The following is a 24605-nucleotide window of genomic DNA, read 5'->3' on the forward strand; positions in this document are numbered from 1 at the left end:
CAGCAGAGGAGACCAGAATGAATATAAGAATCGCTGTCTGGGGCCTTGCGCTGGCCACCGCCAGCGCGCAGGCGTTTCAGACCAGCCGCTTTTCGCCACAGGGCGAAGTGGCCAGCGTGCGCCAGGTGGTGGCGCACTTCGACGCGCCGGCGGTGCAGTTTGGCGATCCCAAGGCGCCAGCACCGTTTGCCATCACCTGCAGTGACGCTGCTGCCAGCCAGGGCTCGGGCCGCTGGACCAGCGAGCGCGAATGGGTGTTCGATTTCGCACAGCATCTGCCGCCCGGTGTGCGCTGCACCGCGCAGCCCAATGCAGCACTCAAATCGCCCTCTGACGCAGAGTGGAAGGGCGCTAGAAGCTATGCATTCAATAGTGGCGGCCCGTTGGTCGAGCATGTCGGACCGGGCACCTGGCAAGCACTCGACGAAGACCAGTTCTTCGTCCTGCAACTGAGCGGTCCGGCGACATTGGCGAGCGTCAAAGCCAGCGCCTGGTGCAGTATGGAAGGCGTGGGCGAGCGTATCCCCGTTCGCCTCATCGACGGCGCCCAGCGCAGCGAATTGCTCAAGGCGCTGCATCTTGACAAAGAGGCCGCGAAGGCGCCGCTCAGCATTGCCACGCTGGCCTGCAACCGGCGGTTGACGCCTGGCAGCAAGCTGCAACTGGTGGTGGGCAAGGGCTTGGCCACGCCCAGCGGCATCGTGACCAAGGTGGACAAGCGCTTTGACTACACGGTGCGTGATGCTTTCACCGCGGACCTCAGCTGCGAACGCGAGAACGCGCAGGCGGCCTGCCTGCCTATTCGGCCGATGACGGTCACGTTCAGCGCCCCCGTGTCCTGGAAGCTGGCGTCGGCGCTGCGCCTGCGTGGGCCGCACGAGGTGCTCAAGCCCGACCTGAATGGTGACGACGAGGGCACGGTCGTGCAGGGCGACACTTTGGTGAGCCGGCTGCGGTTTTCTGCGCCGTTTACCGAAGCAAGTGCGTACACGCTTGAGCTACCGAAAGACTTCGTCGATGCCTCGGGCCGCACGCTGGCCAATGCCTCGATGTTTCCGCTGGCGGTGGGCACGGGCGCCATGCCGCCGCTGGCCAAGTTTGCCGCCGCGCCGTTTGGCATCGTCGAGCGCTTTGCCGAGGGGCCGGGTGGCCCGGCGCTGCTGCCTATCACGCTGCGCAAGGTCGAGTCCGCCCTGCGGGTGCAAACCACGGGCCCGGTTCCAGTCAAGGCAGGTGTGCCCATGCACACGCTGACGCCGCAAAGCGATGCCGACATCATTGCCTGGTACCGCCGCGTGCAGTACTACAGCCACGACCAGGTGCAGCGCCAGCAGGCCGGGCGCGATGCACGCATTGCCCTGCCCAAGCCTCTGCAAGATGAAAGCAAGGATTCCGTGCAAAGCCGCATGGTGTCCTTGCTGGGCGGCCAGCCCGGCGTGCACAGCGTCACCCTGCCGCAGGCCGCTGCGAGCGACCCGCGCCCCTTCGAGGTGGTGGGTGTGCCGCTCACACCAGGTTTTCACGTGCTGGAAGTCGCTTCGCCCCTGCTGGGCGCCTCCCTGCTGGCGCCTGAATACGGTGCTGGTCGGACGATGTACGTGCGCACCAGTGCGCTGGTCACCAATCTGGCGGTGCATTTCAAGCTGGGCCGTGAGAACGCGCTGGCCTGGGTGACCTCGCTGGACAAGGGCAAAGTCGTCGAAGGCGCCAAGGTGCAGGTCTCGGGCTGCGACGGCCGCCTGCTGGCTTCAGGCCTGACCGACGCCCAGGGCCGTGCGTCCATCAGCGGGCTGCCGGCCAATGCACCCGACTGCAACGAAGGCCAGGACGATTACGGCAGTGCCGACGGCTACTTTGTCAGCGTACGGCACACCGGTGACGACGGCGTGGCCGATATGGCGTTTACCTGGAGCCAGTGGCAGCGCGGCATCGAACCTTGGCGCTTCAATGTGCCCACCAGCAGCGACGCCGAGCGCGATCAGCGCGCCCACACCGTGTTTGACAGAACGCTCGTGCGCGCCGGCGAAACGGTGTCGATGAAGCATTTCCTGCGTGCCGAGACGGCAGCGGGTTTTGTATTGTCCAAAGCCGAACCCGCCGAACTGGTGGTCACGCATGTGGGCAGTGGCCAGCAGTTCGTTCAGCCGCTGGCTTGGCGCAGCACCGCAACCGGCGGACGCAGTGCGCTGAGCGAATTTGCCGTGCCGCCGGCCGCCAAGCTGGGCGTGTACAGCGTGGAGCTGCGCGGCAAGGGTGAACAGGCGCAAAGCCTGGCGTCGGGGCAGTTTCGTGTCGAGGCCTTCCGCCTGCCGGTGCTGGAGGGCCATGTCGGCCCGCAGCAGAAGGACGCTCTCGTCAGCCTGCGCAAGGTGCCCGTGGACGTGCAGGTGCACTACGTGGCGGGCGGCGCGGCTGCGCGCTTGCCGGTGCGTGTTTCGGCGCTGGTGCGCAGCAAAAGCCTGACGTTTGCCGACTACGACGAATTCTCTTTCAGTCCGCCGCGCGAGCGCGATACCCAGAACGCGCAGCAAGACATGGCCGATGGGGGCGACGACGGCGACGAATCGGGCGCGCCCTCCAGCGCCGCCAGCGACTCGCGCATCATCGCCGACAAGCTGCCGCTTGCGCTCGACGCCAAGGGAGCTGGGCAGGTGACGCTGGACCCGGTGCCGCGCGCCGCAAGCGCACAGGAACTGGTCATCGAAGCCACCTACGCCGACCCCAGCGGCGAGGTGCAGACCCTGCGCAGCAGCAACACCCTGTGGCCGGCCGGTGTGATTGCCGGCATCAAGACCGAGGGCTGGGTGGCATCGGGCAGCAAGGCGCGCTTCCAGGTTCTGGCGCTCTCACCCGACGGCAAACCGCTGGCCGGTGTGCCGCTGCAGGTGCAGGCGCGGGTGCGCACGACAACGAGCAGCAGGAAGCGCATCGTCGGCGGCTTTTACAGCTACGACAACCACACCGAAACGCGCGATCTGGGCATCCTGTGCACCGGCAAGAGCGATGCGCGCGGCCTGCTGCTGTGCGAGGCGCGGCTCGACGACGTGGGCGAGATCGAGCTCGTCGCCACGGCTCGCGACAAGGACGGCAACACCTTTGACGCCGCCGCGTCCCTCTGGGTCAGCCGTGCGGGCGAGCAGTGGTTTGGCGGCGAGAACCACGACCGCATCGACGTGCTGCCCGAGCGGCGCAGCTACCAGCCGGGCGAGACCGTGCGCCTGCAGGTGCGCATGCCATTTCGCGAGGCGACGGCCCTGGTGGCGGTGGAGCGCGAAGGCATCCTTGAGACGCAGGTGGCGACGCTCTCGGGCAAGGACCCGAGCGTGGCGCTCAAGGTGCAGCCCGACTGGGGGCCCAACGTGTACATCAGCGTGCTGGCGCTGCGCGGGCGCTTGCACGAGGTGCCGTGGTACAGCTTCTTCACCTGGGGCTACAAGGCACCGCGCGAATGGTGGGGCGCCTTCTGGTACGACGGCAAGGAGTACAAGCTGCCCACCGCCCTGGTGGACCTGAGCAAACCGGCCTTCCGCTTTGGTATGGCCGAAATCAAGGTCGGCGCGGCAGCGCACCGCATCGACGTCAAAGTGGCGGCCGACAAGGCCAGCTACCCGGTGCGCGGCAAGGCGCAAGTCACCATTACCGCCACACTGCCGGGCGGCAAACCCGCCGCACACGCCGAAGTGGCGCTGGCCGCCGTGGACGAAGCGCTGCTCGAACTCATGCCCAACACCAGTTGGAACCTGCTCGGCGCCATGCTGCAGCGGCGCGCCTGGGGCGTGCAGACGGCCACGGCGCAAATGGAAATCATTGGCCGGCGCCACTACGGCAAGAAGGCCGCTGCGCCCGGTGGTGGTGGCGGCCGCGTGCCGACCCGCGAGCTGCTCGACACGCTGCTGCTGTGGCAGCCCGTGGTCAAGCTCGACGACAAGGGCCAGGCCCAGGTCACCGTGCCGTTGAACGATGCGCTGACGAGCTTTCGCATCGTCGCCGTGGCCGATTCCGGTATCGGCCTGTTTGGCACGGGCGCTGCCACCATTCGCAGCACGCAGGATCTGCAAATCATCAGCGGCCTGCCGCCGCTGGTGCGCGAGGGCGACCAGTTCCGCGCCCAGATCACGCTGCGCAACACCACGGCCAAGGCGATGCAGGTCGAGGCCGCTGCGCACGCCACGCTTATCGACCTCAAACCACAGACAGTAGACATCCCCGCAGGCGAAGCACGTGAAGTCGCCTGGGACGTGACCGCGCCGGAGCAGTTGGGCCAGACGCGTGCGCAGGCGATTCTGTGGGAAATCGAAGCGCACGACACGCTCGGCGGCGCGCGCGACGCGCTCAAGGCGCAGCAGCGCACCGTGCCCGCCGTACCGGTCTCGGTGCAGCAGGGCACGCTGGTGCAGCTGGGTGGCAGCTATGCGCTGCCTGTGGCGCCGCCGCCCACTGCCTTGCCGGGGCGCGGCGGCATCAGTCTTGCGGTGCAACCCAAGCTGGCCGAAGGCCTGCCCGGCGTGCGCGACTGGTGGGCGCGCTACCCCTACAGCTGCCTCGAGCAGCAGGCCAGCAAGTCCATCGGCATGGAAGATGCGGCCGCCTGGCGCGCCCTGATGGCGCGCGTGCCGACCTACCTCGATGAAGACGGCTTGGCGAACTACTTCCCGCCGCGTGCTGGCGAGACGCGCCAGGGCAGCGACACGCTCACCGCCTTCCTGATCTCCGCCGCCGACGAAGCCGCCAAGCTGGACCCCACGATGGGCCTGCCGGACGCCGTGCGCGCGCCCATGGAGCAGGCGCTGGTGGCCTTTGTCGAAGGCAAGATCACGCGCAAGTTCTGGAGTCCGCGGGACGACTTGGCGATACGCAAGCTTGCCGCCATCGAGGCGCTGTCGCGCAGCGGCAAGGCGCAGGCGCGCATGCTCAGCAGCATCACCATCGCGCCCAACCAGTGGCCCACGCACGCGGTGATCGACTGGCTGCGCATTCTGCGCCGCGTACCCGGCATCGCCAACCAGCCCGCGCGCCTGCAGGAAGCGGAGCAGATTCTGCACAGCCGCCTGAACTACCAGGGCACGCGCGTGGCGTTCAGCACCGAGCAGCAGGACGACTGGTGGTGGCTGATGCAGAACAGCGATGTGAACGCCGCCCGCCTGCTGCTGGCCGTGGTGGATGATCCGGCCTGGCAGGGCGATCTGCCGCGCCTCGTCACCGGCTTTATCGCTCGCCAGCAAGGCGGCGCCTGGCACACCACCACGGCCAACCTGTGGGGCGCTCTGGCCCTGCGCAGCTTCTCGGCCAAGTTCGAGAGCGCGCCGGTGGCCGGCACCACGCAAGCGACGCTGGGCAGCGAGACCGCCCAGGTGGACTGGGCCAAGGTGGAGCGCCGCAAGCCCAGCGACGCCGCAGGGGCCGCGCACCAGACCAGCACCTTTGGCGCGCCATCGGCCCCCGGCATGCTCAGCGGCAACGCCATGTTCCTGCCTTGGCCCAAAACCAGCGGCCAGACTTTGGCCGTCACCCACCAAGGCACAGGCAAGCCCTGGCTGACCGTGCAATCGCTCGCTGCCGTGCCGCGCACCGCGCCGCTGGACGCGGGCTACCGCATACGTCGCAGCGTGGTCCCCGTAGAGCAGGCCGACAAGAGTCTGCCGCCCGGCCAGTATTCGCGCGGCGACGTGCTGCGCGTCACGCTGGAAGTGGACGCCAGCGCCGACATGACCTGGGTGGCGATCACCGACCCGATTCCCGGCGGCGCCACCATCCTGGGCAGCGGCCTGGGGCGCGATTCCGACATCGCCACCCAGGGCGAAAAGCGCTCGGGCCATGGCTGGCTCGCCTTCGAGGAGCGCAGTTTCGAGGCCTTCCGCAGCTACTACGCCTATTTGCCCGCAGGCAAGGTGACACTCCAGTACACGGTTCGGCTGAACAACGCGGGCAGCTTCGCCCTGCCACCCACGCGCGTCGAGGCGCTGTACGCGCCAGAGATGTTTGGCGAATCACCCAATGCGCCAGTGAGAGTGGTGCAGGCATTGGGGAAAAATGCTCCTGTAAAGTGAGCTATGTTCGCTTTATCCGTAAGCGGTAGAGGCAGTTTTTACTGATATTTTGTGTGGCCCATGCAATCGAGCGTCTTCATAGAACTGCGGTTTTGGTTTCTGTTGGTGCTGTCAGGCGTTGCGCCCATCGCCATCTATTACGGGCTGCTGGTACGCCGTGCGGTGTCTTCTGGCACGGTTTTGGCGCTGGGTCTGCTGCTTACGGTGATTGCCGGGGTGGATGTGTACCTGCTGCAGTGGCTGAGCCACCTGGCGGCAAAGACCAGATCCGCGGTCGATGACGCGGTGTTTGTCTCCGAAGTGCGTGTGGCTTTGTATGTGTTGCCAGTGCTGTTTGGCGGTATTGGCGTGAACCTGGTCTCGCATGTGCTGCTGCGCCACCTGGCGCAGGCCGAGCGCCGTTTCGACACCGAGCACCGCAATGACTGAGGCCGGTGCGCTGCGCGCCGGGGTTTGCATGGCGTTGCTGGCGTTCACAGCGGTGCCCGCCAGGGCGCTGCCCTCATTTGTCCAGGTGCACGCCGCATGGCGCTCTTCCGAAACCCTGGTGCTGTCGCGCGAGGGTGAGGTGTTGCAGCGCGTGCGCACTGACCCCAACGTGCGGCGCGGCGAGTGGGTGGCGCTCGCCGATGTGTCACCCGCGTTGCGCAGCGCCATGCTGCTGTCGGAAGACAAGCGCTTTTACGAGCACAGCGGTGTCGATTGGCAGGCTGCGACAGCCGCGGCCTGGGCGAACCTTTGGAACGAGCGCACGCGGGGTGCCAGCACCATCACCATGCAGCTCGCCGGCCTCATCGACGAGAGCGTCGGCGCCGATTTGCGCCAGCGGCCGGGTGGCCGCAGCCTGGTGCAGAAGATCGGTCAGGTGGCGGCGGCCGAGGTGCTGGACCGGCGCTGGCGCAAGGACCAGATTCTGGAGGCTTACCTGAACCTGGTGCCGTTTCGCGGGGAGCTGGTGGGCATTGATGCGCTCAGCCGCAGCCTGTTCGGCAAGGCGGCCCACGGTCTGGACGAGCGTGAATCGGCCATCACCGCAGCGCTGGTGCGCGCGCCCAATGCCAGCAGCGCGCAGGTGGCGCGCCGGGCCTGCGGCGTGCTGCGCGAAATGCAGGCGGCGGGCAGCAGCGCCGCAGCGCCTGCCAGCACCGACTGCGATGCGCTGGCGCTGCTGGCCAGCGGCACCCTGGCACGCCGCGCCTTTGCCGCCAGCGACGGCATCGCCCCGCACTTTGCCCGCCGCGCGCTGGCGGCCTGGTCGACCGGGGCAGCGGCTGGCGCGCCGCCGCCCGCACGCCTGACCACCACGCTGCGCGCGCCGCTGCAGCGCTTTGCCGTGCAGACCCTGTCGCAGCAATTGCGCGAGCTGGCCGGCCGCAATGTGCAGGATGGCGCGATCGTCGTGCTCGACAACGCCAGCGGCGAGGTGCTGGCCTGGGTCGGCTCGTCCGGTGACCTCAGCGAGGCTGGCGAAGTGGATGCCGTGCTGGCCAGGCGCCAGCCCGGCTCCACGCTCAAGCCCTTCCTGTACGCCCAGGCGCTGGCCGAGCGGCGCTTGACGGCCGCCTCGCTGATCGACGACTCGCCCGCGCACATCGCCACCGCAGGGGGCCTGTACATCCCGCAGAACTACGACCTGCACTTCAAGGGCTGGGTGTCGGCGCGCACGGCGCTGGCGTCCTCGCTCAACGTGCCGGCAGTGCGCACGCTGGCCATGGTGTCGCCCGACGCGTTTTTTCAGGAGCTGCAGGCGCTCGGCCTGGAGCTGCGTGAGAGTGGCGGCTACTACGGCCTGAGCCTGGCGCTGGGCAGCAGCGAAGTCACGCTGTTGCAACTGACCAATGCCTACCGCGCGCTGGCCAACGGCGGGCGCTTGAGCGCGGTGGCGCCGCCGCTGGCGCATGCGAAGCCGCCGCCGCCGAAATGGACGCGCGTGATTGACCCCGGCGCCGCCTTCATCGCCTCCGACATCCTGTCCGACCCGAATGCCCGCGCCCGCACCTTCGGGCTCGACAGCGTGCTGGCGACACGCTTCTGGAGCGCCGTCAAGACGGGCACCAGCAAGGACATGCGCGACAACTGGGCGCTGGGCTGGTCCGAGCGCTACACCGTGGGCGTGTGGGTGGGCAATGCGGCGGGCGGCGCCATGCACGAGGTCAGCGGCAGCAGCGGCGCGGCGCCCATGTGGGCGGCGGTGATGGGCTACCTGCACGCGCACGAGGCCAGCCGCGCCCCGCGCCCGCCCAAGGGCGTGGTGCAGGCGGCAGTGCGCTTTGGCCCCGATGCGGCCACCGGCAACCCGCTGGAGGCGGCGCGCAGCGAATGGTTTTTAAAGGGCACCGAGCAGCCGTTGTTTGCTATTGATAGTGAAGCTGCTAGCGCATATATACCAAGCGCTAGAGGCCAAAAAGACCATAAAAATTCGCTGCCTGCGCAGCCGCCGGCTCTGCGCATTGCCGAGCCCGCCTCCGGCGCCGTGGTGGCGCTTGACCCCGACATTCCCCCCGCCAACCAGCGCCTGCGCTTTGTCGCCGCGGGTGCGGTGCCCGGCGCCCCGCTGCGCTGGCGCCTCGACGGCAAGCTGGTCGGCCGCCGGCCGGTGCACGCCTGGCCGCCGTGGCCGGGGCGCCACCAGTTGCAGCTAGAGGATGCGGGCGGACGCGTGCTCGATGCGGTGCGCTTCGAGGTGCGCGGGGCCGGCGTGGGCGCGTCCGCACCGAGAAAACCTTAGCGCCTGTTCAAGGCGTGAGGACTGCAATATTTATAATATTCATATTCTCTGCTTCATTTTGTGCGCCAACCTGCCTCCCGTCGACTGATCCTGCTGGCTTTGCTGGTGGCCTTGGGCATCGGGGCCTTGTTTGCGCAAGCGATCTGGGCGATGCGCTCCCATGCCTTGCGGCACGCCGAGAGCACCGGCGCCAATTTGGCTTATGCCCTGCAGCAGTCCATTGCCACACTGCTCAGAACCCTCGATCCGTCGCTGCAGGGCTTGGCGGGCGATCTTGCGAATCCGCAGGTCATGGCCCTGAGTCCTGATTTGCGCAACCGCGTGCTGTTTGACCACTCCCTGCGCGCCGAGGGGCTGTCGGCTGTGCTGGTGCTGGACGCACAGGGCCAGCGGATCTTCGACTCTGGCGGGCTCGGACCGGGCGGAACGGATTTTTCCGACCGCGACTATTTCCGTGCCTTTCAGTCCGGGGGGCACCAGGGCTTGTTCATTGGCCATCCCATCCGCTCGCGGCTGACGGGTCGGGACTGTCTGCCGGTCAGCCGTGCCTGGTTCAAGCAGGACGGCAGCTTTGGTGGGGTGGTGGTGGGTTCCATCCGGCTCGACTATTTCCACACGCTGTTCGCCGCCGTCCAGATCGGGCCGCAAAGCAGTCTGAACCTGTACCAGACCAATGGCGCGTTGATCGCACGCCTGCCGTGGGCGGCAGGGGACGTGGGGCGCAGCGTGGCAGGCTCGGAAAACCTCGCCCGCATTACCGCGAGCCCCAGCGGCACCTTCACCAGCCGGGCCGTGATCGATGGTGTGGAACGCTTGTATGCCTTCCAGCAGGTGGGTGACTTTCCGCTGGTGGTCAACATTGGGCAGTCAACGGATGAAATCCTGGCCGGCTGGCGTCGCCATGCTGCGCTGGTGGGCGGCTTTGCCCTGCTGCTGATGCTGGCCTGCCTGGGACTGGCGGTGCTCTTTGTGCGTGAACTGCAGCAGCGTCAGCAATTGGCCGGGCAACTGCACCAGGCAGAACGCGACCTGCATACCATTCTCGACAACCTGCCCTCCATGGTCGGCTATTGGGACACCGAGCAGCGCAACCGTTTCGTCAACCAGACCACCAGTGCGATGTTCGGGCGCTCGCCTGAAGCGTTTCGCGGACTGCTGGCGCAGGAATTTCTGGGTGAACAAGACTACGCTTTTGTCCGGCCATACCTCGAACAGGCTTTGCAAGGGCGCGCACAGCTGTTTGAGCGGACCCTTACCGATGCCAACGGGCAGCAGCGGCACATGCAGGTCAGCTACACCCCGGACCGGGGCAGCAGCAACGGTCTGGTGCGTGGCATCTTTGTGCAGATGACCGACATCACCGAGCGCAAGCGCATGGAAGATGAGATTTTTCAGGAAAAGGAACTCATGCGCCTGACCCTGCAGTCCATTGGCGATGCGGTGGTCTGCGCCGACGCGCAAGGCCGCATCACCTACCTCAATCCGGTGGCCCAGCGCCTGACAGGCTGGCAGGCCTTCGACGCCGCCGGGTGCGACGTGGATGAGGTCGCGCCGCTGTACCTCGCCAATGGCAAGCAGACCCAGCCCAGCCCGCTGCGCGTGGCGCTGGCCACGCAGGCGGCCTGCGGCCCCACGCGCGGCGTGGTGCTGCACCGCAAGGACGGCCAGCGCTTCGAGGTGGAAGAGTCGGCTTGCCCCATCATCGACCGCGAGCACCGTCTCACCGGTGCGGTGATGGTGCTGCACGACGTGACCGAAACCATGGCCATGGCCGAGCGCATGGCGCACCTGGCGCAGTACGACGCGTTGACCGATCTGCCCAACCGCGTGCTCCTGCAGGACCGTGCGCAGCACGCCCTGGCGCTGGCGCGCCGCGAAGCCAAGGGCCTGGGCGTGATGTACCTCGACCTCGATGGGTTCAAGCAGATCAACGACGCCCTGGGCCACGACGCGGGCGACCAGCTCCTGGTGCAGTTTGCGCGCCGCCTGGTGGCCGCCATGCGCCAGTCCGACACCGTGTGCCGCCAGGGTGGGGACGAATTCGTACTGCTGCTCCTCGGGCTGGAAGACCCTCGGCAGGCGGCTGCCATCGCCGGCAAGGTGTTGGGTGTGTGCCAGGAGCCCTTTGTTCTCAACGGGCAGATGCTGAAAATCGGTCTGAGTGCCGGGTTGGCGTTGTTCCCGCAGCACGGCAGTGACTACGAGGAACTGGCCCGCCATGCCGATACGGCCCTGTACGCCGCCAAGCGCGGTGGGCGCATGCAGGTGCGCTGCTACCGGGGACAGGCTGCAGAACCCGAAGTGCTGGCGTTGCCGGGTTCGCCGGCCCCCGTGTTGCAAGGCGCCTAAAATGCTATTGAAGAAATAGCTGCAAACGCTTTCCAAATAAGCGCTACAGGCCATTTTTGTTTGAATTTTCGAGCGCTGCCAGTGCGCCAGATTTAAATTTGCTCCGCGGCCGCACAAATAATTTTGATGGTGCGCGCCGCGCCGTGCCCCTACGATTGTCAGCACTTAGAAACCTGCCAGGAGACCAGCGTGAGCGACCTTTCCACCATGACCTGCATCGAAGACCTGCGCCGCGTCTACAAGCGCCGCGTGCCGCGCATGTTCTACGACTACTGCGACTCGGGCTCCTGGACCGAAGGCACCTACCGCGCCAACATCGACGAGTTCCAGACGATCAAGCTGCGCCAGCGCGTGGCCGTGAACATGACGGGCCGCACCACCCGCAGCACCATGGTGGGCCAGGACGTTGCCATGCCGGTGGCCATTGCGCCCACGGGCCTGACCGGCATGCAGCATGCCGACGGTGAAATCCTGGCAGCGCGCGCCGCCAAGGCTTTTGGCGTGCCCTTCACGCTCTCGACCATGAGCATCTGCTCGATTGAGGACGTGGCCGAGCACGCCGGCCCGGGCTTCTGGTTCCAGCTCTATGTGATGCGCGACCGCGACTACATCGAGCGCCTGATCGACCGCGCCAAGGCCGCCGGCTGTTCAGCGCTGCAGCTCACGCTCGATTTGCAGATCCTGGGCCAGCGGCACAAGGACATCAAGAATGGCCTCTCGTCGCCGCCCAAGCCCACGCTGGCCAACATGATCAACCTGGCGACCAAGCCGCGCTGGTGCCTGGGCATGCTGGGGACGAAGCGGCGCAGCTTCGGTAACATCGTCGGCCACGCCACGGGCGTGGGCGACATGTCCTCGCTCGCCTCGTGGACCGCCGAGCAGTTCGACCCGGAACTCAACTGGGGCGACGTCGAGTGGATCAAGAAGCGCTGGGGCGGCAAGCTGATCATCAAGGGCATCATGGACGCGGAAGACGCCCGCCTGGCCGCCGACAGCGGCGCGGATGCGCTCATCGTCAGCAACCACGGCGGGCGCCAGCTCGACGGCGCGCCTTCGTCGATTGCCGCGCTGCCTTCAATAGCGCAGGCGGTGGGCAAGGACATCGAAGTGTGGATGGACGGCGGTATCCGCAGCGGCCAGGACGTGCTCAAGGCGCGCGCGCTCGGCGCACGCGGCACCATGATCGGCCGGGCCTTCCTCTACGGCCTGGGTGCCTACGGTGAGTTGGGCGTTACCCGCGCGCTGGAAATCATCCGCCGCGAGCTCGACCTGACCATGGCCTTCTGTGGCCGCACCGACATTGACACGGTGGATGAGGGCATCCTGCTGCCGGGCACCTACCCCAAGCCGTGATCTGAGCGGCAGAGCCAGCGTCCCTGGTGGCTTCTGGCGACCGGTGGCAGCCTGGTGAATCCAGTCGGCGGCGCGGTGCGTATACGGAAAGCAAGAATTGCCTTCCTCCACCACAATCCATGCATGCCGCCACCATCCTTCGATGCCGAACTGGTCACGCTCATCGACCGCATTGCGCAGCGCGACGAAACCGCGTTGCGTGCGCTCTACGACCTCACCTCGCCCCGCCTCTTTGGTTTGGCGATGCGCGTCCTGCGCCGGCGCGACGCGGCCGAAGATGTGCTCCAGGAGAGCTTTCTCACCGTCTGGCGCGCCGCGGGCGATTACCGGCTCTCGCTCAGCCCGCCGCTGGCCTGGCTCGGGGTCATCGTGCGCAGCCGTGCGCTCGACGCCTTGCGCAAACACGCCAGTGCGCGTGCCGACCGCACCCAGGAGCTGGACGACAGCCTGGGCCACGCGCTGGAGAGCGACGCCCCCGACCCCATGGACGCGGCCGATGCCAGCGAGCAGGCGACGGCCCTGCACACCTGCCTGCAGCGCTTGGAGGCGCGCCAGCGCGAGGTGGTCAGCCTGGCCTACCTGCGCGACCTGAGCCACAGCGAGCTGGCGCAGCAGCTCGCCTTGCCGCTGGGCACGGTGAAAACCTGGATCCGGCGCGGGCTGGAGCAGTTGCGCGGCTGCATGGCCCGCTACGCCTGAGCCCGCCATGAACCTCCACCAACACCCCGACCTGCTGCAGACACTCGCTGCCAGCTACGCGCTGGGCACGCTGCGCGGCGGTGCGCGCCGCCGCTTTGAGGCCCAGGCGCGCGAACACCCTGCGGTGCGCGCCGCAGCGTTGTTGTGGCAAACGCACTGGGCGGGCCTGACCGAGCTGCAGGCGCCCGAGCCGCCGCCCGCGGCCGTCTGGATGCGCATTGACAACCTGGTGCAGGCCGAACGCGCGGCCCTGCGCCACCAAGCGAACCAGGCCAACCAGCCCCGCGCCGCGCAAGCGAGCGCACCGCGCTGGTGGCGCCGACTGGCGCTGTGGCAGGGCGCTGCCGCCGGCGGGGCGTTTGCCACGCTGGTTGCGGTCGTTGTGGCGGTACAGGTCACGGGAGGCGTGCGCGAATCGGCCCACCAGCAGATTGCCAGCTTGCAGACCGAGCTGGCGGCGCGTGGGCAGACCACGCATGTGGCGGTGTTGCGGGACGACAAGGCGCATGCTGAATTGCTGGTCACTTTCGATGCCCAGGCGCAGCAGTTGCACCTTCAGCGGGTGGGGGGCTTTGCCGTGCCGCCCGACCGCTCGCTGCAGCTCTGGGCGTTGCCCGCGGGCGGCAAGCCGCGTTCGCTCGGTGTACTGGCAGCCGCGGCCACCCAGGCCTTGCCGGCGGCGGCGGGCCAGGTGCAGGGCGTTCCCATGCTCGCCATCAGTCTGGAGCCCAAGGGAGGCGTGCCGTCCGAAGGCGGCCCGACCGGGCCGGTGCTGTTCACGGGCGAATGGATACAGAAGACCGTTTGAGATTTTCGTAACGAACCAGGGCCTTCGAATGAAAAACAGCACGCCGAAGTTGCTCGCCGCGCTGGCCACAATGGCCGTGATGGGCCCGCCGGCACAGGCCGAAACCGGCAAACTGCTGCTCACCGGTGGCGTCAGCAGCATCACCGGCACGGCGGGTGGCGGCATCACGCCCTGGGCCGTCATCGGCAGCAATGCCACGGAGGGCGAATGGGGGGCCAGTGCCTTCACCACCCGTGCCGCCACGCATGACTACGCGCTCACCAGCTACGGCGCCGCCCTGGCGTGGAACGAGCGTGTCGAGCTGTCGGTGGCCCGGCAGGATTTCGACGCCAGCGCGGCGGTGGCACTCAACGGCATTGCACCGTTCGGCGTGCAGCCGGGCCAGCACATCCGCATGGATATCCTCGGCGCCAAAGTGCGCGTCGCTGGCGACGCCATCCTGGACGCCGACACCTGGATGCCACAGATGTCCATCGGCCTGGAGCACAAGCGCGTGCACCCGGGATCGCTGCAATCGGTGTTCGACTTTCTGGGTGCCAGCGCACAGTCCACCGATTTCTACGTCAGCGCCACCAAGCTGTTGCTGGACAAAGGCCTGTTGCTGAACGCCACGCTGCGCTCCACCCGCGCCAACCAGAACGGCTTGCTCGGCTTTGGGGCCGCCGCGCCGGGCCGGGGCGGGCGCAGCCTGCAGCCCGAGTTTTCGGTGGCCTGGCTGCTCCGCCACGACCTTGCCGTCGGCGCGGAATGGCGCTTCAAGCCCGACAACTTGCAAGCCACCGGCCGCGCGGCAGGCCTGGGCGCGGCGCTGCGCGAAGACGCATGGAAAGATCTCTTCGTGGCCTGGGCGCCGAGCAAGCACCTCTCGCTCACGCTGGCCTGGGCGGACCTGGGGCGCATCGTCCCCGGCATCACGGGCGACCGGCGCCAACGCGGCGCCTACCTTTCGGCCCAGGTGGCCTTCTGATGCGGGGAACCCCATGAAAGCTTTTGCCCTGTGCTGCACCCTGATGGTGTCAGGCGCCACCCTCACGCTGGCCCACGCACAGACCACTGTGCCCCACGCCGCTGCGCCTGCTGCCGCACCCTCCGGCCTGTATGCGGCGCTGGGCGAGCAAGCCGGAATTGACCGCCTGGTCGATGATTTTGTCGAGCGCCTGGTCCGTGACCCGCGCATCGGCCCCCAGTTCAAGGACACCAAGCCCGCCGCGCTCAAGGAAAGCCTGGCCGAGCAGTTCTGCGTGCTGAGCGGCGGCCCCTGCACCTACCACGGTGGCACCATGCGCGAGGTGCACGCCGACATGGAGATCAACAAAGGCGACTTCAACGCCCTGGTGGAGCAACTGCAGCGCGCCATGGACGCCCAGGGCATCGCCTTCCGCCAACAAAATCGTCTGCTGGCGCTGCTCGCACCCATGTACCGGGACATCATCACGCGGCACTGAGCGTTCCGAGTTGCTCTTGTTTTGATAGCTTCTTGCATAAGCAGTGCAAGCGCTGTTGCCGAAAATGTGCAAATCCAGGTGCGCAAGCAAGCGCACGCTACCCTTGCCGCCGTGGTAGAGCGGCAGAGGCTCTCCATGCTGCCAACGGCAGAGCCCCGGCTTCTTTGCGAGCCGCTCAAGCGCTGCGCCGCCGCGCACAATACCGGCCGTGACCGTTTCCGAGACAAATCCTGGCCCAGACGCCTCGCCCGCCATGCCGGCAACCGGCGGCAAGCTGCGCCGCATTGCCCACCTCGACATGGATGCGTTCTTCGCCTCTGTCGAACTGCTGCGCTACCCGCAACTCAAGGGGCTGCCGGTGGTGATTGGCGGCGCGCGGCGGGCGGTGGACGAGCTGCTGCTGCAAGGCCCGGACGGCAGCGGCGGGCGCGAGCGCTGTTTTATTCCCGTAGCCGACTTTCCGCTGCTCAAGGACTACGTCGGCCGGGGCGTCATCACGACGGCCACCTACGCGGCGCGGCAGTTTGGCGTGGGCTCGGCCATGGGCATGATGAAAGCTGCCCGGCTGTGCCCGCAGGCCATCGTGCTGCCGGTGGATTTTGACGAGGTGCGCCGTTTCTCGCGCTTGTTCAAAAGGACGATTGCCGAGATCGCGCCGGTCATGGAGGACCGCGGCGTGGACGAGGTGTACATCGACTTCACCGACGTGCCTGGTGGACAGCGCGAAGGCGGGCGCGTGCTGGCGCGGCTGATCCAGAAGTCGATTTTTCAGGCCACGGGCCTGACCTGTTCGCTCGGCGTCGCACCCAACAAGCTGCTGGCCAAGATGGCCAGCGAATTCGACAAGCCCAACGGCGTCGCGGTGCTGTACGAGCACGAATTGCAGCAGCGCATCTGGCCGCTCGCCTGCCGCAAGATCAACGGCATTGGCCCCAAGGCCGGGGAAAAGCTGGCGCGCCACGGCATCACCACCATCGGTGAGCTGGCGGCCTGCCAGAAAGACTGGCTGGTCGAGCATTTTGGCCGCGCCACCGGGGCCTGGCTGCACGAATCGGCCTGGGGGCGCGACAGCCGCCCGGTGCAGACGCACAGCGAGCCCGTGAGCATGAGCCGTGAGACCACTTTCGAGCGTGACCTGCACGCAGTGCGCGACCGCCGGGAGCTGGGGGCCATCTTCACGTCGCTGTGCGAGCAGGTGGCGGCCGACCTGCAGCGCAAGGGCTATGTCGGGCGGGGGATAGGCATCAAGCTGCGCTATGCCGACTTCTCGACGGTGACGCGCGACCACACGCTGGCCGTGCCGACGCAGGATGCGGCTGCCATCCGCCACGCGGCTGGGCTGTGCCTCAAGCGCGCGCCGCTCACCCAGCGCCTGCGGCTGCTGGGCGTGCGCGTGGGTGGGCTGAGCCGGCTGGCCAATGGGTCGCCGGGGCAAACCCCGCCGAGCTCCAGCGATCTGCCGGCGCCCGCCAGCCAGCCAGGGCTCTTTTGATCGCCCTCTGGATGTTGTTGGCACACTACTTCTGTGCTCGAACACAGGCCCGTTGGCGTGAGGGGTGACTGCAAAACTGCAGTGAATTTTTATACTCGGTTACATCTCCGAGGTCTTCATGCGCACCAATCTTCCTGTTACCCACAACGAATTCGACTACCCCGACCACGAGCTGCTGATGTCGACCACCGACAACAAGGGGGTGATGACGCATTGCAACGCCGCCTTTGCCCGGGTCAGCGGCTATTCCATGGACGAACTCATGGGTCAGCCGCACAACCTGATCCGCCACCCCGACATGCCGCCCGAAGCCTACAAGGACCTGTGGGCCACCATAGGCCGGGGCCGCAACTGGACGGGCATGGTGAAGAACCGCCGCAAGAACGGCGATTTCTACTGGGTGCGCGCCAACGTCACCCCCATGGTGCTGGATGGCAAACCGCGCGGCTACATGTCGGTGCGCGTCAAACCCACGCGCGAGGAAGTGCGTGCGGCCGAGGCTTTGTACCAGCAGATCCACGAAGAACGTGGGCGTGGTGCCCCCAGCTTCTACCTGCATGCCGGGCGCGTGCGGCGTCCAGGCTGGCGCAATGCGCTGGGCAAGCTCCAGCGCTTTAACCTAACGCATCGCCTCTTCGGGCTTCTGCTGCCGCTTCTGGCGGTGGCTCTGGCCCCAGGGGTGCTTGGTTGGAGGGAAGGGAATGTGTTCATGGTCCAGGCCACCGTGCTGGTGGCCCTGACGGCCCTCACGCTGTGGTGGTGCCAGCGAAGCATCACGGCGCCCCTGATCACTACCGCGCGCCTGATGACCGAGATTGCCGGTTGTGACCTGGCCCACCCGCAAAAAGAGCCGGCCGGCAACAGCCCGGTTGAACTGCTGCTGGAGCGGGTGCAGCGCATTCACCTCAACCTGCGCGCGGTGGTCGGCGATGCCCGCCAGGAAATTGGCGGCTTTGGCAGCATTTCTTCCGAGATTGCGCAGAGCGCACAAGATTTGTCCGAGCGCACCGAATCGCAGGCCAGCAGCCTGGAGGAAACGGCGGCGGCGATGGAGGAACTCTCCAGCACGGTGCGCCAATCGGCAGAAACCACGCAGCAGGTGCAAAAAGAAAGTGAGCACAGCGCCGAACTGGCGCGCAACGGCGGTGAAGCGGTGGCCCAGGTCGGCGCGGTAGTGCAGGCCATCGCGCAGTCGTCGGGCAAGATGGGTCAGATTATCTCCACCATTGAGGGCATTGCGTTCCAGACCAACATCCTGGCGCTGAACGCCGCGGTTGAAGCCGCACGCGCGGGGGAGCAGGGGCGGGGTTTTGCGGTGGTGGCCAGCGAAGTGCGGGCGCTTGCCCAGCGCAGTGCCACGGCGGCGGGTGAAATCCGCGGGCTGATTGGCGAGTCCGGTGCCCACATTGAGCGCGGCGCCGGGCAGATGCAGTCAGCGGGGAAAACCATTGCCCAGGTGGTGCAGTCGGTGGCACACGTCAACACCTTGATGGGCCAGATCAGCGTTGCCACGCTTGAGCAGGCTCAGGGTATTTCGCAGGTGAACGAGGCCGTGACCGACCTGGACCGCGTCACGCAGCAAAACGCCGCGCTGGTGGAGGAGTCCGCCGCTTCGGCCCGCACCATGAGCGACAACGCAGGCGTGCTCGGCCGCACGCTGGACGTGTTCAAGTTGTAGCCGGCAGTTCGGCTACTGCCGCGCCGTGCGCACGTTGGGCGGTATTGCCATGGGGTGGCTGGTGCGCCAGGGGTTGATGTCCAGACCGCCACGGCGTGTGTAGCGCCCATAGACCTCCAGCTTGATGGGCTGGCAGCGCGCCCAGAGGTCCATGAAGATGCGCTCGATGCATTGCTCGTGGAATTCGTTGTGGTTGCGAAAACTCACGATGTACTGCAGCAACCCCTCCTGGTCGATTTGCGGGCCGCTGTAGGCAATGCGCACGCTCCCCCAATCGGGCTGGCCGGTGACCAGGCAGTTGCTCTTGAGCAGGTTGCTGGTAAGCACCTCGCTGACCGGCGCCTCGTCGAATGCGGCGTGCAGCAGGTCCGGCGCCGGGGTGTAGCGGCTGCATTCGAGGTCCAGGCGGTCCAGGTTCAGGCCGTCCAGTTCGTGTATGGGCTCGCGGTCGAACGCCTCGGGCAGGAGCAGGCGCACGCCCACGCTGCCGCCGAGCGCGGACCCCCGCCACGCAGCTTCGGACAGGTCCGTGCGCATGCGCGCCGCCACGTCCTGCGGGCTGGCGAACGGCGTGTTGGCGTAGCTGCCCAGATAGAGCTTGAGCGACTTGCTCTCGATGAGGTTGGGCGACTCGCACGGCACGGTGAGGTGCGCCAGCGCCACCTGCGGCTTGCCACGCGGGTTGAGCCACGAGAGTTCGTACGCGGTCCACAGGTCGGCACCAAAAAACTGCGGCTGGGCGCCGACACCGATCTCGGCACGCTTGGCAGCGCGGGCAATGGGAAACAGCAGCGCAGGGTCGTAGTGTTCGGGCCTTGCGCTCGTTTTGCCCAGCGGGGATTGTTCAGGGGTGTTCATGGAGAAATACTGCAGAAATAATAGCTGGTAGCGCTTATGGGGTATGCGTTAGAGGCCATTTTCATTCAAATGTTCGCTCGCGCAGCCACTTGGTGGCAATCCACTTCTCGCCCGCCAGCACCGGTGCGCCGCCGTGCAGGCTGCGCGTATTGGGGTGTGGGCGGTCGTAGCGAAAGAACACTGCATTGCCGCGCTGAGGCGTGACGGTGAGTCCGAGTGCCGGGAACGCCGTGGCGCCGCCGGCTTCGGGCGTATTGAGGTACATCACCAGCGTTGCCAGGCGCTGGCCGCCGCGGCGCAGCATGGCGGCGGTGCCCGCCTCGCGGGGGTCGAAGTAGTCGTAGTGCGGCTTGTACTCGGCGCCTGGCCCGTAGCGCAGCACCTGCAGACCTTCGCCGTGGTCCACCGGCCAGCGCAGCAGCGCGGCAATGCGCTCTTCGATCTGGCGCACCAGGTCGCTCTCACCCCGCTCGAAGAACATGCCTTCGCTGGTGCGGTCGGCGTTGACTTCCTCGCCACCGGTGTGGGTCTCAACGGTGAGCGAGCGCGCCAGGCGTGGCCGCGCGGCCGCGATGAGGGCGGTGCATTCGTCCGCACTCAGCAACTGCGAGAAGACCGTCAGCGGCGGGTATTCCATGGCGACCACGACCTGCACCTGCCGGTCGGCTGCCGACAGGGTCGGCCGCGCTGCAGAGAGATCCGGCCCGGGCAGGGTGCGCACGCCGGCAGGGCTGTTGGGTGGCGTGTCCAGCACGGCGCCCAGTGCGGCTTGTGCCTGCTCGGTCTGCCAGCCCACGGCCAGCAGTGCCTGGAGCATGGCCTCGCGGTCGACGTTGCGGCTGCGCTGCTCCATGGCCCAGTGGCGCAGTTCGTCCGATACCGGCGTCGCGGCGGAAATGGGGTGGTTGTCCATGCCCTGGTTGTACCCCATCGGGCGCGGCGTCAGTTTGCGCGGCGGCGGAATACCAGCCGGTCGGGGGCCGATGCCTTCGCTGTGTAAGCGTAGCCATCGGCACCAAAAGCCTGTAGCGCTTCAAGTGTTTCGGCCCTGGTCTGGATGGCAAAGCGCGCCATGCGGCCGCGTGCGCGCTTGGCGTGAAAACCAATCACCTTGTAGGCGCCGCCGTGCCAGTCTTCAAACACGCACTCGGCAACGCGGGCGCGCAGGGCCTTGCGATCTACGGCTTTGAAATACTCTTGCGAGGCGAGGTTGAGCAGCAACGGCTCGCCGGCTTGGCGCTGCAACTGGCGGTCCAGGTAGCGCGCAATGCGCTCTCCCCAGTACGCGTACAGGCCCATGCCCTCGCTGGTGGCAAGGCGTGTGCCCATCTCCAGCCGGTAGGGCTGCATCCAGTCGAGCGGGCGCAGTACGCCGTAGAGGCCGCTCAGGATGGCCAGGTGCTCCTGCGCCCAATCGAGGTCGGCGGCGCCGAGGCTGCGCGCGTCCAGTCCGTCGTACACATCCCCGTTGAAGGCCAGCAGCGCCTGGCGTGCGCAGGCCGCGCTGGCGCGTGCGCGAAAAGCTGCAAAGCGCCCCACATTGAGAGCCGCCAGTGCATCGCTGATGTGCATCAGCGATGCCAGGTCCTGCGGCGCAAAGCTGCGCATCTGCTCGACCAGCGCGCGCGTTTGCGCGGGGAAAGCGGGAAGCGTATGCGGCAAATCAGCCGGTAGCGGGGTGTCGAAATCGAGCGACTTGGCGGGGGAGAGAACAATCAGCATTGGCCGATCTTCGCCGGAAATAAAAAACGCCGCCTCGCGGGATGCGAGAGCGGCGTTGCCGTGTGGGGGCAAGCCCCCAGGGATCAGCGTGGCTGATCGAACGGCAGTGGCATGTCGCGCAGGTCGCGGTGCGTTTCGACAAGGACCAGCGGGCCTTCGTCTGGCGTTGGCACAGGCGGACGGGCACGCGGCACGCGCACGGGAGCCGGTTCCGCCGCAATCGCGGCCTGAACCGCAGCCACCTTGGAGGCGTCGGAGTTCACCCACTGCAGGCCGGAGCTGCTGGCCACCTGTTGCATGGCGTCCACCGGCAGCTCATAGCGGCCCACAAGGGGCATGCCGGCTGCTGCGGGCGCCGGGGCCACAGGGGCCACCTCGGCCTGCGGCTCGGCGCGCGGAGCCTCTGCACGGCGGGGAGCCGGCTTGGGGGCAGCGACAGGCGCAGGCTGATCGGCCGGGGCTGTCGCAGGCAGATCACGCACGGCGGGAGCCGCCGGCGTTACCGCTTGTGGTCGCTCCGCTTGTGCCGTCGCTTCTGGCTCTGGCACCGCCACTGCCGCAGGCGCTGGGGATGCGGCAAAGTAGCTGCGGCGTACGGGCGCTTCTTCGGCGTTCGCTGGGGCTTCGCCTTCGTTGCTCAGCAGGCTGGGTTCGCTGTCGGCTGCCGGTGCTGCGTCCTGGCGCGTGCCGCGCTGGCGGTCGCGGCCATAGCGGTCGCGCGAGCGGCGCTCGCGCCGCTCTTGCGGCTCGCCAGCGCTGGAGCCGTTGGTTTCCTGGACGTTTGAGAGGTCGAGGTCGGGCAGAGAATCGAGCGGCGCCGTGTCGGCAAAATCGCCGCCGTGCGCTGCCTGCGCCTCGTTGTTGCGCAGTGCACGCTCGCGGCCCTCGCCACGCGGGGCGCGTTCGCGCCGGGCATTGCCGTTGCCCTCGCCGCGTTCACGGCGTGGTTCGCTGGTGCGCACGGGCCGGTCGTTTTGAACTTCTGCGTCTTGCGGCGGCAGCGAAACGTCAGCATTCGCGGCCGTGCTTTGCATGGCGGCTTCGCTTTGCTGCGCGGTAGCAGCGCCATTGGCGCGGCCTTCGCCGCGCCCGCGGCCCCGGCCGTCGCGGCCTTCACGGGGTTCACGGGGTTCACGGCCTTCACGGCCTTCACGGCTGTCGCTGCGGCCTTCGCCGCGTTCCGCATCGCGCGCAGGGCGGGCTTCGCCATTGCTGCGCTCTGCGCGGCCCCGGCCCCGGCCTTCGCCCTGGCCTTCGCGACCCGCTTCGCGCGCAGCATCGCCGCGGCCACCGCCGCGCCGGCTGCGGCCTTCACCACCACGGCCTTCGCCGTTGCGGCCGCCCTGGCGCGGTTCGCGTACGGGTTTCTCGGCTGCCGGTGCCGGCTGCGCGGCGGGCGCCGCCACCGGTGCCGGCTCGCCCATGCCAAAAAGGTTCTTGAGCCAGCTCATGAAGCCGGGTTCAGGAGTGCGCTGTACCGATGGCGGTGCGACCGGGGTGGCGGGTGCCGCAGCAGGCGCGTTGGCCTGGGTGGCGCCAGGGCGCGTGGTGCCGCGTGGTGCGCGCACTTCGCCTTCGGCGCGCGGGGCGGCCTGGGGCGCGGGCGCGTCGGGCAGCACGCCCTTGATCACCGGGGTCTGCTTGTTGGTGGGCTCTTGCGACCGGCGTGTCACGGCCGTTGGGTCTTCCACCTCTTCGACTAGCTTGTAGCTGGCTTCGATGTGGTCCAGGCGGGGGTCGTCGTGCTTGAGGCGCTCGAGCTTGTAGTTGGGGGTTTCCAGCGTCTTGTTGGGCACCATCAGCACGGCTACGCGCTGCTTGAGCTCGATCTTGGCGATCTCGGTGCGCTTTTCGTTCAGCAGGAACGAAGCCACTTCCACGGGCACCTGGCAGTGCACTGCGGCGGTGTTGTCCTTCATCGATTCTTCTTGAATGATGCGCAGGATCTGCAGCGCCGACGATTCGGTGTCGCGGATGTGGCCGGAGCCGCCGCAGCGTGGGCAGGGGATGGACGAACCTTCGCTGAGCGCGGGCTTGAGGCGCTGGCGGCTCATTTCCATCAGGCCGAACTTGCTGATGGTGCCGAACTGCACGCGGGCGCGGTCCTGGCGCAGCGCGTCGCGCAGGCGGTTCTCGACCTCACGGCGGTTCTTGCTCTCCTCCATGTCGATGAAGTCGATGACGATGAGGCCGCCCAGGTCGCGCAGGCGCATCTGGCGCGCCACTTCGTCGGCGGCTTCCAGGTTGGTGCGGGTGGCGGTTTCCTCGATGTCGCCGCCCTTGATGGCGCGGGCCGAGTTGACGTCCACGCTGACCAGCGCTTCGGTGTGGTCGATCACGATGGCGCCGCCGGACGGCAGTTGCACGGTGCGGGCGTAGGCCGACTCGATCTGGTGCTCGATCTGGAAGCGGCTGAACAGGGCGGCGTCGTCGCGGTAGCGCTTCACGCGGGCGGCATGCTCGGGCATGACGTGCGCCATGAACTGCTGGGCCTGGTCGTAGATGTCGTCGGTATCGATGAGGATGTCACCGATGTCGTTGTTGAAATAGTCGCGAATCGCGCGAATGACCAGGCTCGATTCCTGGTAAATCAGGAAGGCGCCCTTGCCGCCCTGGGCGGCGCCGTCGATGGCGCTCCAGAGTTTGAGCAGGTAATTCAGGTCCCACTGCAGCTCGGGGGCGCTGCGGCCAATGCCGGCGGTGCGCGCGATGATGGACATGCCGTTGGGGTATTCCAACTGGTCCATGTTCTCTTTGAGCTCGGCGCGGTCCTCGCCCTCGATGCGGCGCGAAACACCGCCGCCGCGGGGGTTGTTGGGCATCAGCACCACGTAGCGGCCGGCCAGTGAGATGAACGTGGTCAGGGCTGCGCCCTTGTTGCCGCGCTCTTCCTTCTCGACCTGGATCAGCAGTTCCTGGCCTTCCTTGATGACCTCGTTGATGCGTGCCTGGCTGGGCGGGACACCGGGGGCAAAGTACTGCCGGGAGATTTCCTTGAACGGCAGAAAACCGTGGCGGTCTTCGCCGTAGTCGACGAAGCAGGCTTCCAGACTGGGCTCGACGCGCGTGACGACGGCCTTGTAGATGTTGCCCTTGCGCTGTTCGCGCCCTTCGATCTCGATTTCGTAGTCGAGGAGCTTTTGTCCGTCGACGATGGCCAGGCGGCGCTCTTCGGGCTGCGTGGCGTTGATCAGCATCCGCTTCATGATGCGTGTCCTTCTCTCAAGTGGCGGGGCCGGCGGTGCGCAGAGATGGCTGCGCGCGGCGGGTGGCCCAAAAAATCCAAACAACGGCTCGCGCGCGCTAAAGCGCTGCGCAGAGCCAACGGTGCCTGGACGGACGTCTTGAAACGAAGGGAATTGCCGAAGTCGCCAATAACGCTGTGTTTAGCAGAGCGGCAGAGGCGGGGGCGCGTGGAAGGGGGCG

15 protein-coding genes are annotated in these 24605 nt (G+C 67.3%); 11 read left to right on the plus strand and 4 right to left on the minus strand.

What is annotated here, in order from left to right; translation table 11 throughout:
- Window positions 1-17 precede the first annotated feature (17 nt).
- From AC07ZH_RS04040 to AC07ZH_RS04090, 11 genes are all read left to right on the plus strand, one after another.
- Window positions 18-6047, plus strand: a complete 6030-nt coding sequence (locus tag AC07ZH_RS04040; protein WP_495198649.1) for an alpha-2-macroglobulin family protein — start codon at window positions 18-20, stop codon at window positions 6045-6047.
- A 60-nt stretch (window positions 6048-6107) separates the two neighbouring features.
- The gene (locus tag AC07ZH_RS04045) at window positions 6108-6476 is read left to right on the plus strand and encodes a hypothetical protein (RefSeq protein WP_495198650.1); all 369 of its coding nucleotides are present in this window, start codon (window positions 6108-6110) and stop codon (window positions 6474-6476) included.
- The gene (gene pbpC, locus AC07ZH_RS04050) at window positions 6469-8775 is read left to right on the plus strand and encodes a penicillin-binding protein 1C (RefSeq protein ID WP_495198651.1); all 2307 of its coding nucleotides are present in this window, start codon (window positions 6469-6471) and stop codon (window positions 8773-8775) included. The genes AC07ZH_RS04045 and pbpC overlap by 8 nt, the downstream gene beginning before the upstream one ends.
- 60 nt (window positions 8776-8835) lie before the next feature.
- Window positions 8836-11124, plus strand: coding sequence for a bifunctional diguanylate cyclase/phosphodiesterase (locus tag AC07ZH_RS04055; RefSeq protein WP_495198652.1), 2289 nt, complete (start codon window positions 8836-8838; stop codon window positions 11122-11124).
- 189 nt (window positions 11125-11313) lie between these two features.
- Window positions 11314-12477, plus strand: a complete 1164-nt coding sequence (locus AC07ZH_RS04060) for an alpha-hydroxy acid oxidase (protein WP_495198653.1) — start codon at window positions 11314-11316, stop codon at window positions 12475-12477.
- Between the two features lie 123 nt (window positions 12478-12600).
- Window positions 12601-13176, plus strand: a complete 576-nt coding sequence (locus tag AC07ZH_RS04065; RefSeq protein WP_495198654.1) for an RNA polymerase sigma factor — start codon at window positions 12601-12603, stop codon at window positions 13174-13176.
- Window positions 13177-13183: 7 nt separating this feature from the next.
- Window positions 13184-13984, plus strand: coding sequence for an anti-sigma factor (locus tag AC07ZH_RS04070; RefSeq protein ID WP_495198655.1), 801 nt, complete (start codon window positions 13184-13186; stop codon window positions 13982-13984).
- Between the two features lie 70 nt (window positions 13985-14054).
- Window positions 14055-14951 carry a DUF3034 family protein gene (locus AC07ZH_RS04075; RefSeq protein ID WP_495198665.1) on the plus strand — a complete coding sequence of 299 codons (897 nt, stop codon included), beginning with the start codon at window positions 14055-14057 and terminating at the stop codon, window positions 14949-14951.
- 13 nt (window positions 14952-14964) lie between these two features.
- Entirely contained in the window at window positions 14965-15429 is a 465-nt protein-coding gene (locus AC07ZH_RS04080; protein WP_495198656.1) for a group I truncated hemoglobin, read from the plus strand.
- Between the two features lie 253 nt (window positions 15430-15682).
- Window positions 15683-16921: a DNA polymerase Y family protein gene (locus tag AC07ZH_RS04085; protein ID WP_495198666.1), complete on the plus strand. Its 1239-nt coding sequence runs from the start codon at window positions 15683-15685 to the stop codon at window positions 16919-16921.
- Window positions 16922-17039: 118 nt separating this feature from the next.
- Window positions 17040-18599: a methyl-accepting chemotaxis protein gene (locus AC07ZH_RS04090; RefSeq protein ID WP_495198657.1), complete on the plus strand. Its 1560-nt coding sequence runs from the start codon at window positions 17040-17042 to the stop codon at window positions 18597-18599.
- Between the two features lie 12 nt (window positions 18600-18611).
- On the opposite strand, the gene queF is transcribed toward AC07ZH_RS04090, so the two are convergent.
- The 4 genes from queF to AC07ZH_RS04110 all read right to left on the minus strand — a co-directional run bounded on the left by queF (window position 18612) and on the right by AC07ZH_RS04110 (window position 24385).
- Window positions 18612-19457 carry an NADPH-dependent 7-cyano-7-deazaguanine reductase QueF gene (gene queF / locus AC07ZH_RS04095; RefSeq protein WP_119108920.1) on the minus strand — a complete coding sequence of 282 codons (846 nt, stop codon included), beginning with the start codon at window positions 19455-19457 and terminating at the stop codon, window positions 18612-18614.
- 61 nt (window positions 19458-19518) lie between these two features.
- The gene (locus AC07ZH_RS04100) at window positions 19519-20370 is read right to left on the minus strand and encodes a 2OG-Fe(II) oxygenase (protein ID WP_495198658.1); all 852 of its coding nucleotides are present in this window, start codon (window positions 20368-20370) and stop codon (window positions 19519-19521) included.
- Between the two features lie 29 nt (window positions 20371-20399).
- The gene (gene yaaA / locus AC07ZH_RS04105) at window positions 20400-21179 is read right to left on the minus strand and encodes a peroxide stress protein YaaA (RefSeq protein WP_495198659.1); all 780 of its coding nucleotides are present in this window, start codon (window positions 21177-21179) and stop codon (window positions 20400-20402) included.
- 83 nt (window positions 21180-21262) lie between these two features.
- Entirely contained in the window at window positions 21263-24385 is a 3123-nt protein-coding gene (locus AC07ZH_RS04110) for an Rne/Rng family ribonuclease (protein ID WP_495198660.1), read from the minus strand.
- Window positions 24386-24605 lie beyond the last annotated feature (220 nt).

Source organism: Simplicispira sp. GW247-4R2A, from assembly GCF_059424465.1.

Coding starts and splice junctions, on each gene's coding strand:
- AC07ZH_RS04040 (WP_495198649.1), top strand. CDS start 18: ATGAATATAAGAATCGCTGTCTGGGGCCTTGCGCTGGCCACCGCCAGC.
- AC07ZH_RS04045 (WP_495198650.1), top strand. CDS start 6,108: ATGCAATCGAGCGTCTTCATAGAACTGCGGTTTTGGTTTCTGTTGGTG.
- pbpC (WP_495198651.1), top strand. CDS start 6,469: ATGACTGAGGCCGGTGCGCTGCGCGCCGGGGTTTGCATGGCGTTGCTG.
- AC07ZH_RS04065 (WP_495198654.1), top strand. CDS start 12,601: ATGCCGCCACCATCCTTCGATGCCGAACTGGTCACGCTCATCGACCGC.
- AC07ZH_RS04070 (WP_495198655.1), top strand. CDS start 13,184: ATGAACCTCCACCAACACCCCGACCTGCTGCAGACACTCGCTGCCAGC.
- AC07ZH_RS04075 (WP_495198665.1), top strand. CDS start 14,055: ATGGCCGTGATGGGCCCGCCGGCACAGGCCGAAACCGGCAAACTGCTG.
- AC07ZH_RS04080 (WP_495198656.1), top strand. CDS start 14,965: ATGAAAGCTTTTGCCCTGTGCTGCACCCTGATGGTGTCAGGCGCCACC.
- AC07ZH_RS04085 (WP_495198666.1), top strand. CDS start 15,683: ATGCCGGCAACCGGCGGCAAGCTGCGCCGCATTGCCCACCTCGACATG.
- AC07ZH_RS04090 (WP_495198657.1), top strand. CDS start 17,040: ATGCGCACCAATCTTCCTGTTACCCACAACGAATTCGACTACCCCGAC.
- queF (WP_119108920.1), bottom strand. CDS start 19,457: ATGAACACCCCTGAACAATCCCCGCTGGGCAAAACGAGCGCAAGGCCC.
- AC07ZH_RS04100 (WP_495198658.1), bottom strand. CDS start 20,370: ATGGACAACCACCCCATTTCCGCCGCGACGCCGGTATCGGACGAACTG.
- yaaA (WP_495198659.1), bottom strand. CDS start 21,179: ATGCTGATTGTTCTCTCCCCCGCCAAGTCGCTCGATTTCGACACCCCG.
- AC07ZH_RS04110 (WP_495198660.1), bottom strand. CDS start 24,385: ATGAAGCGGATGCTGATCAACGCCACGCAGCCCGAAGAGCGCCGCCTG.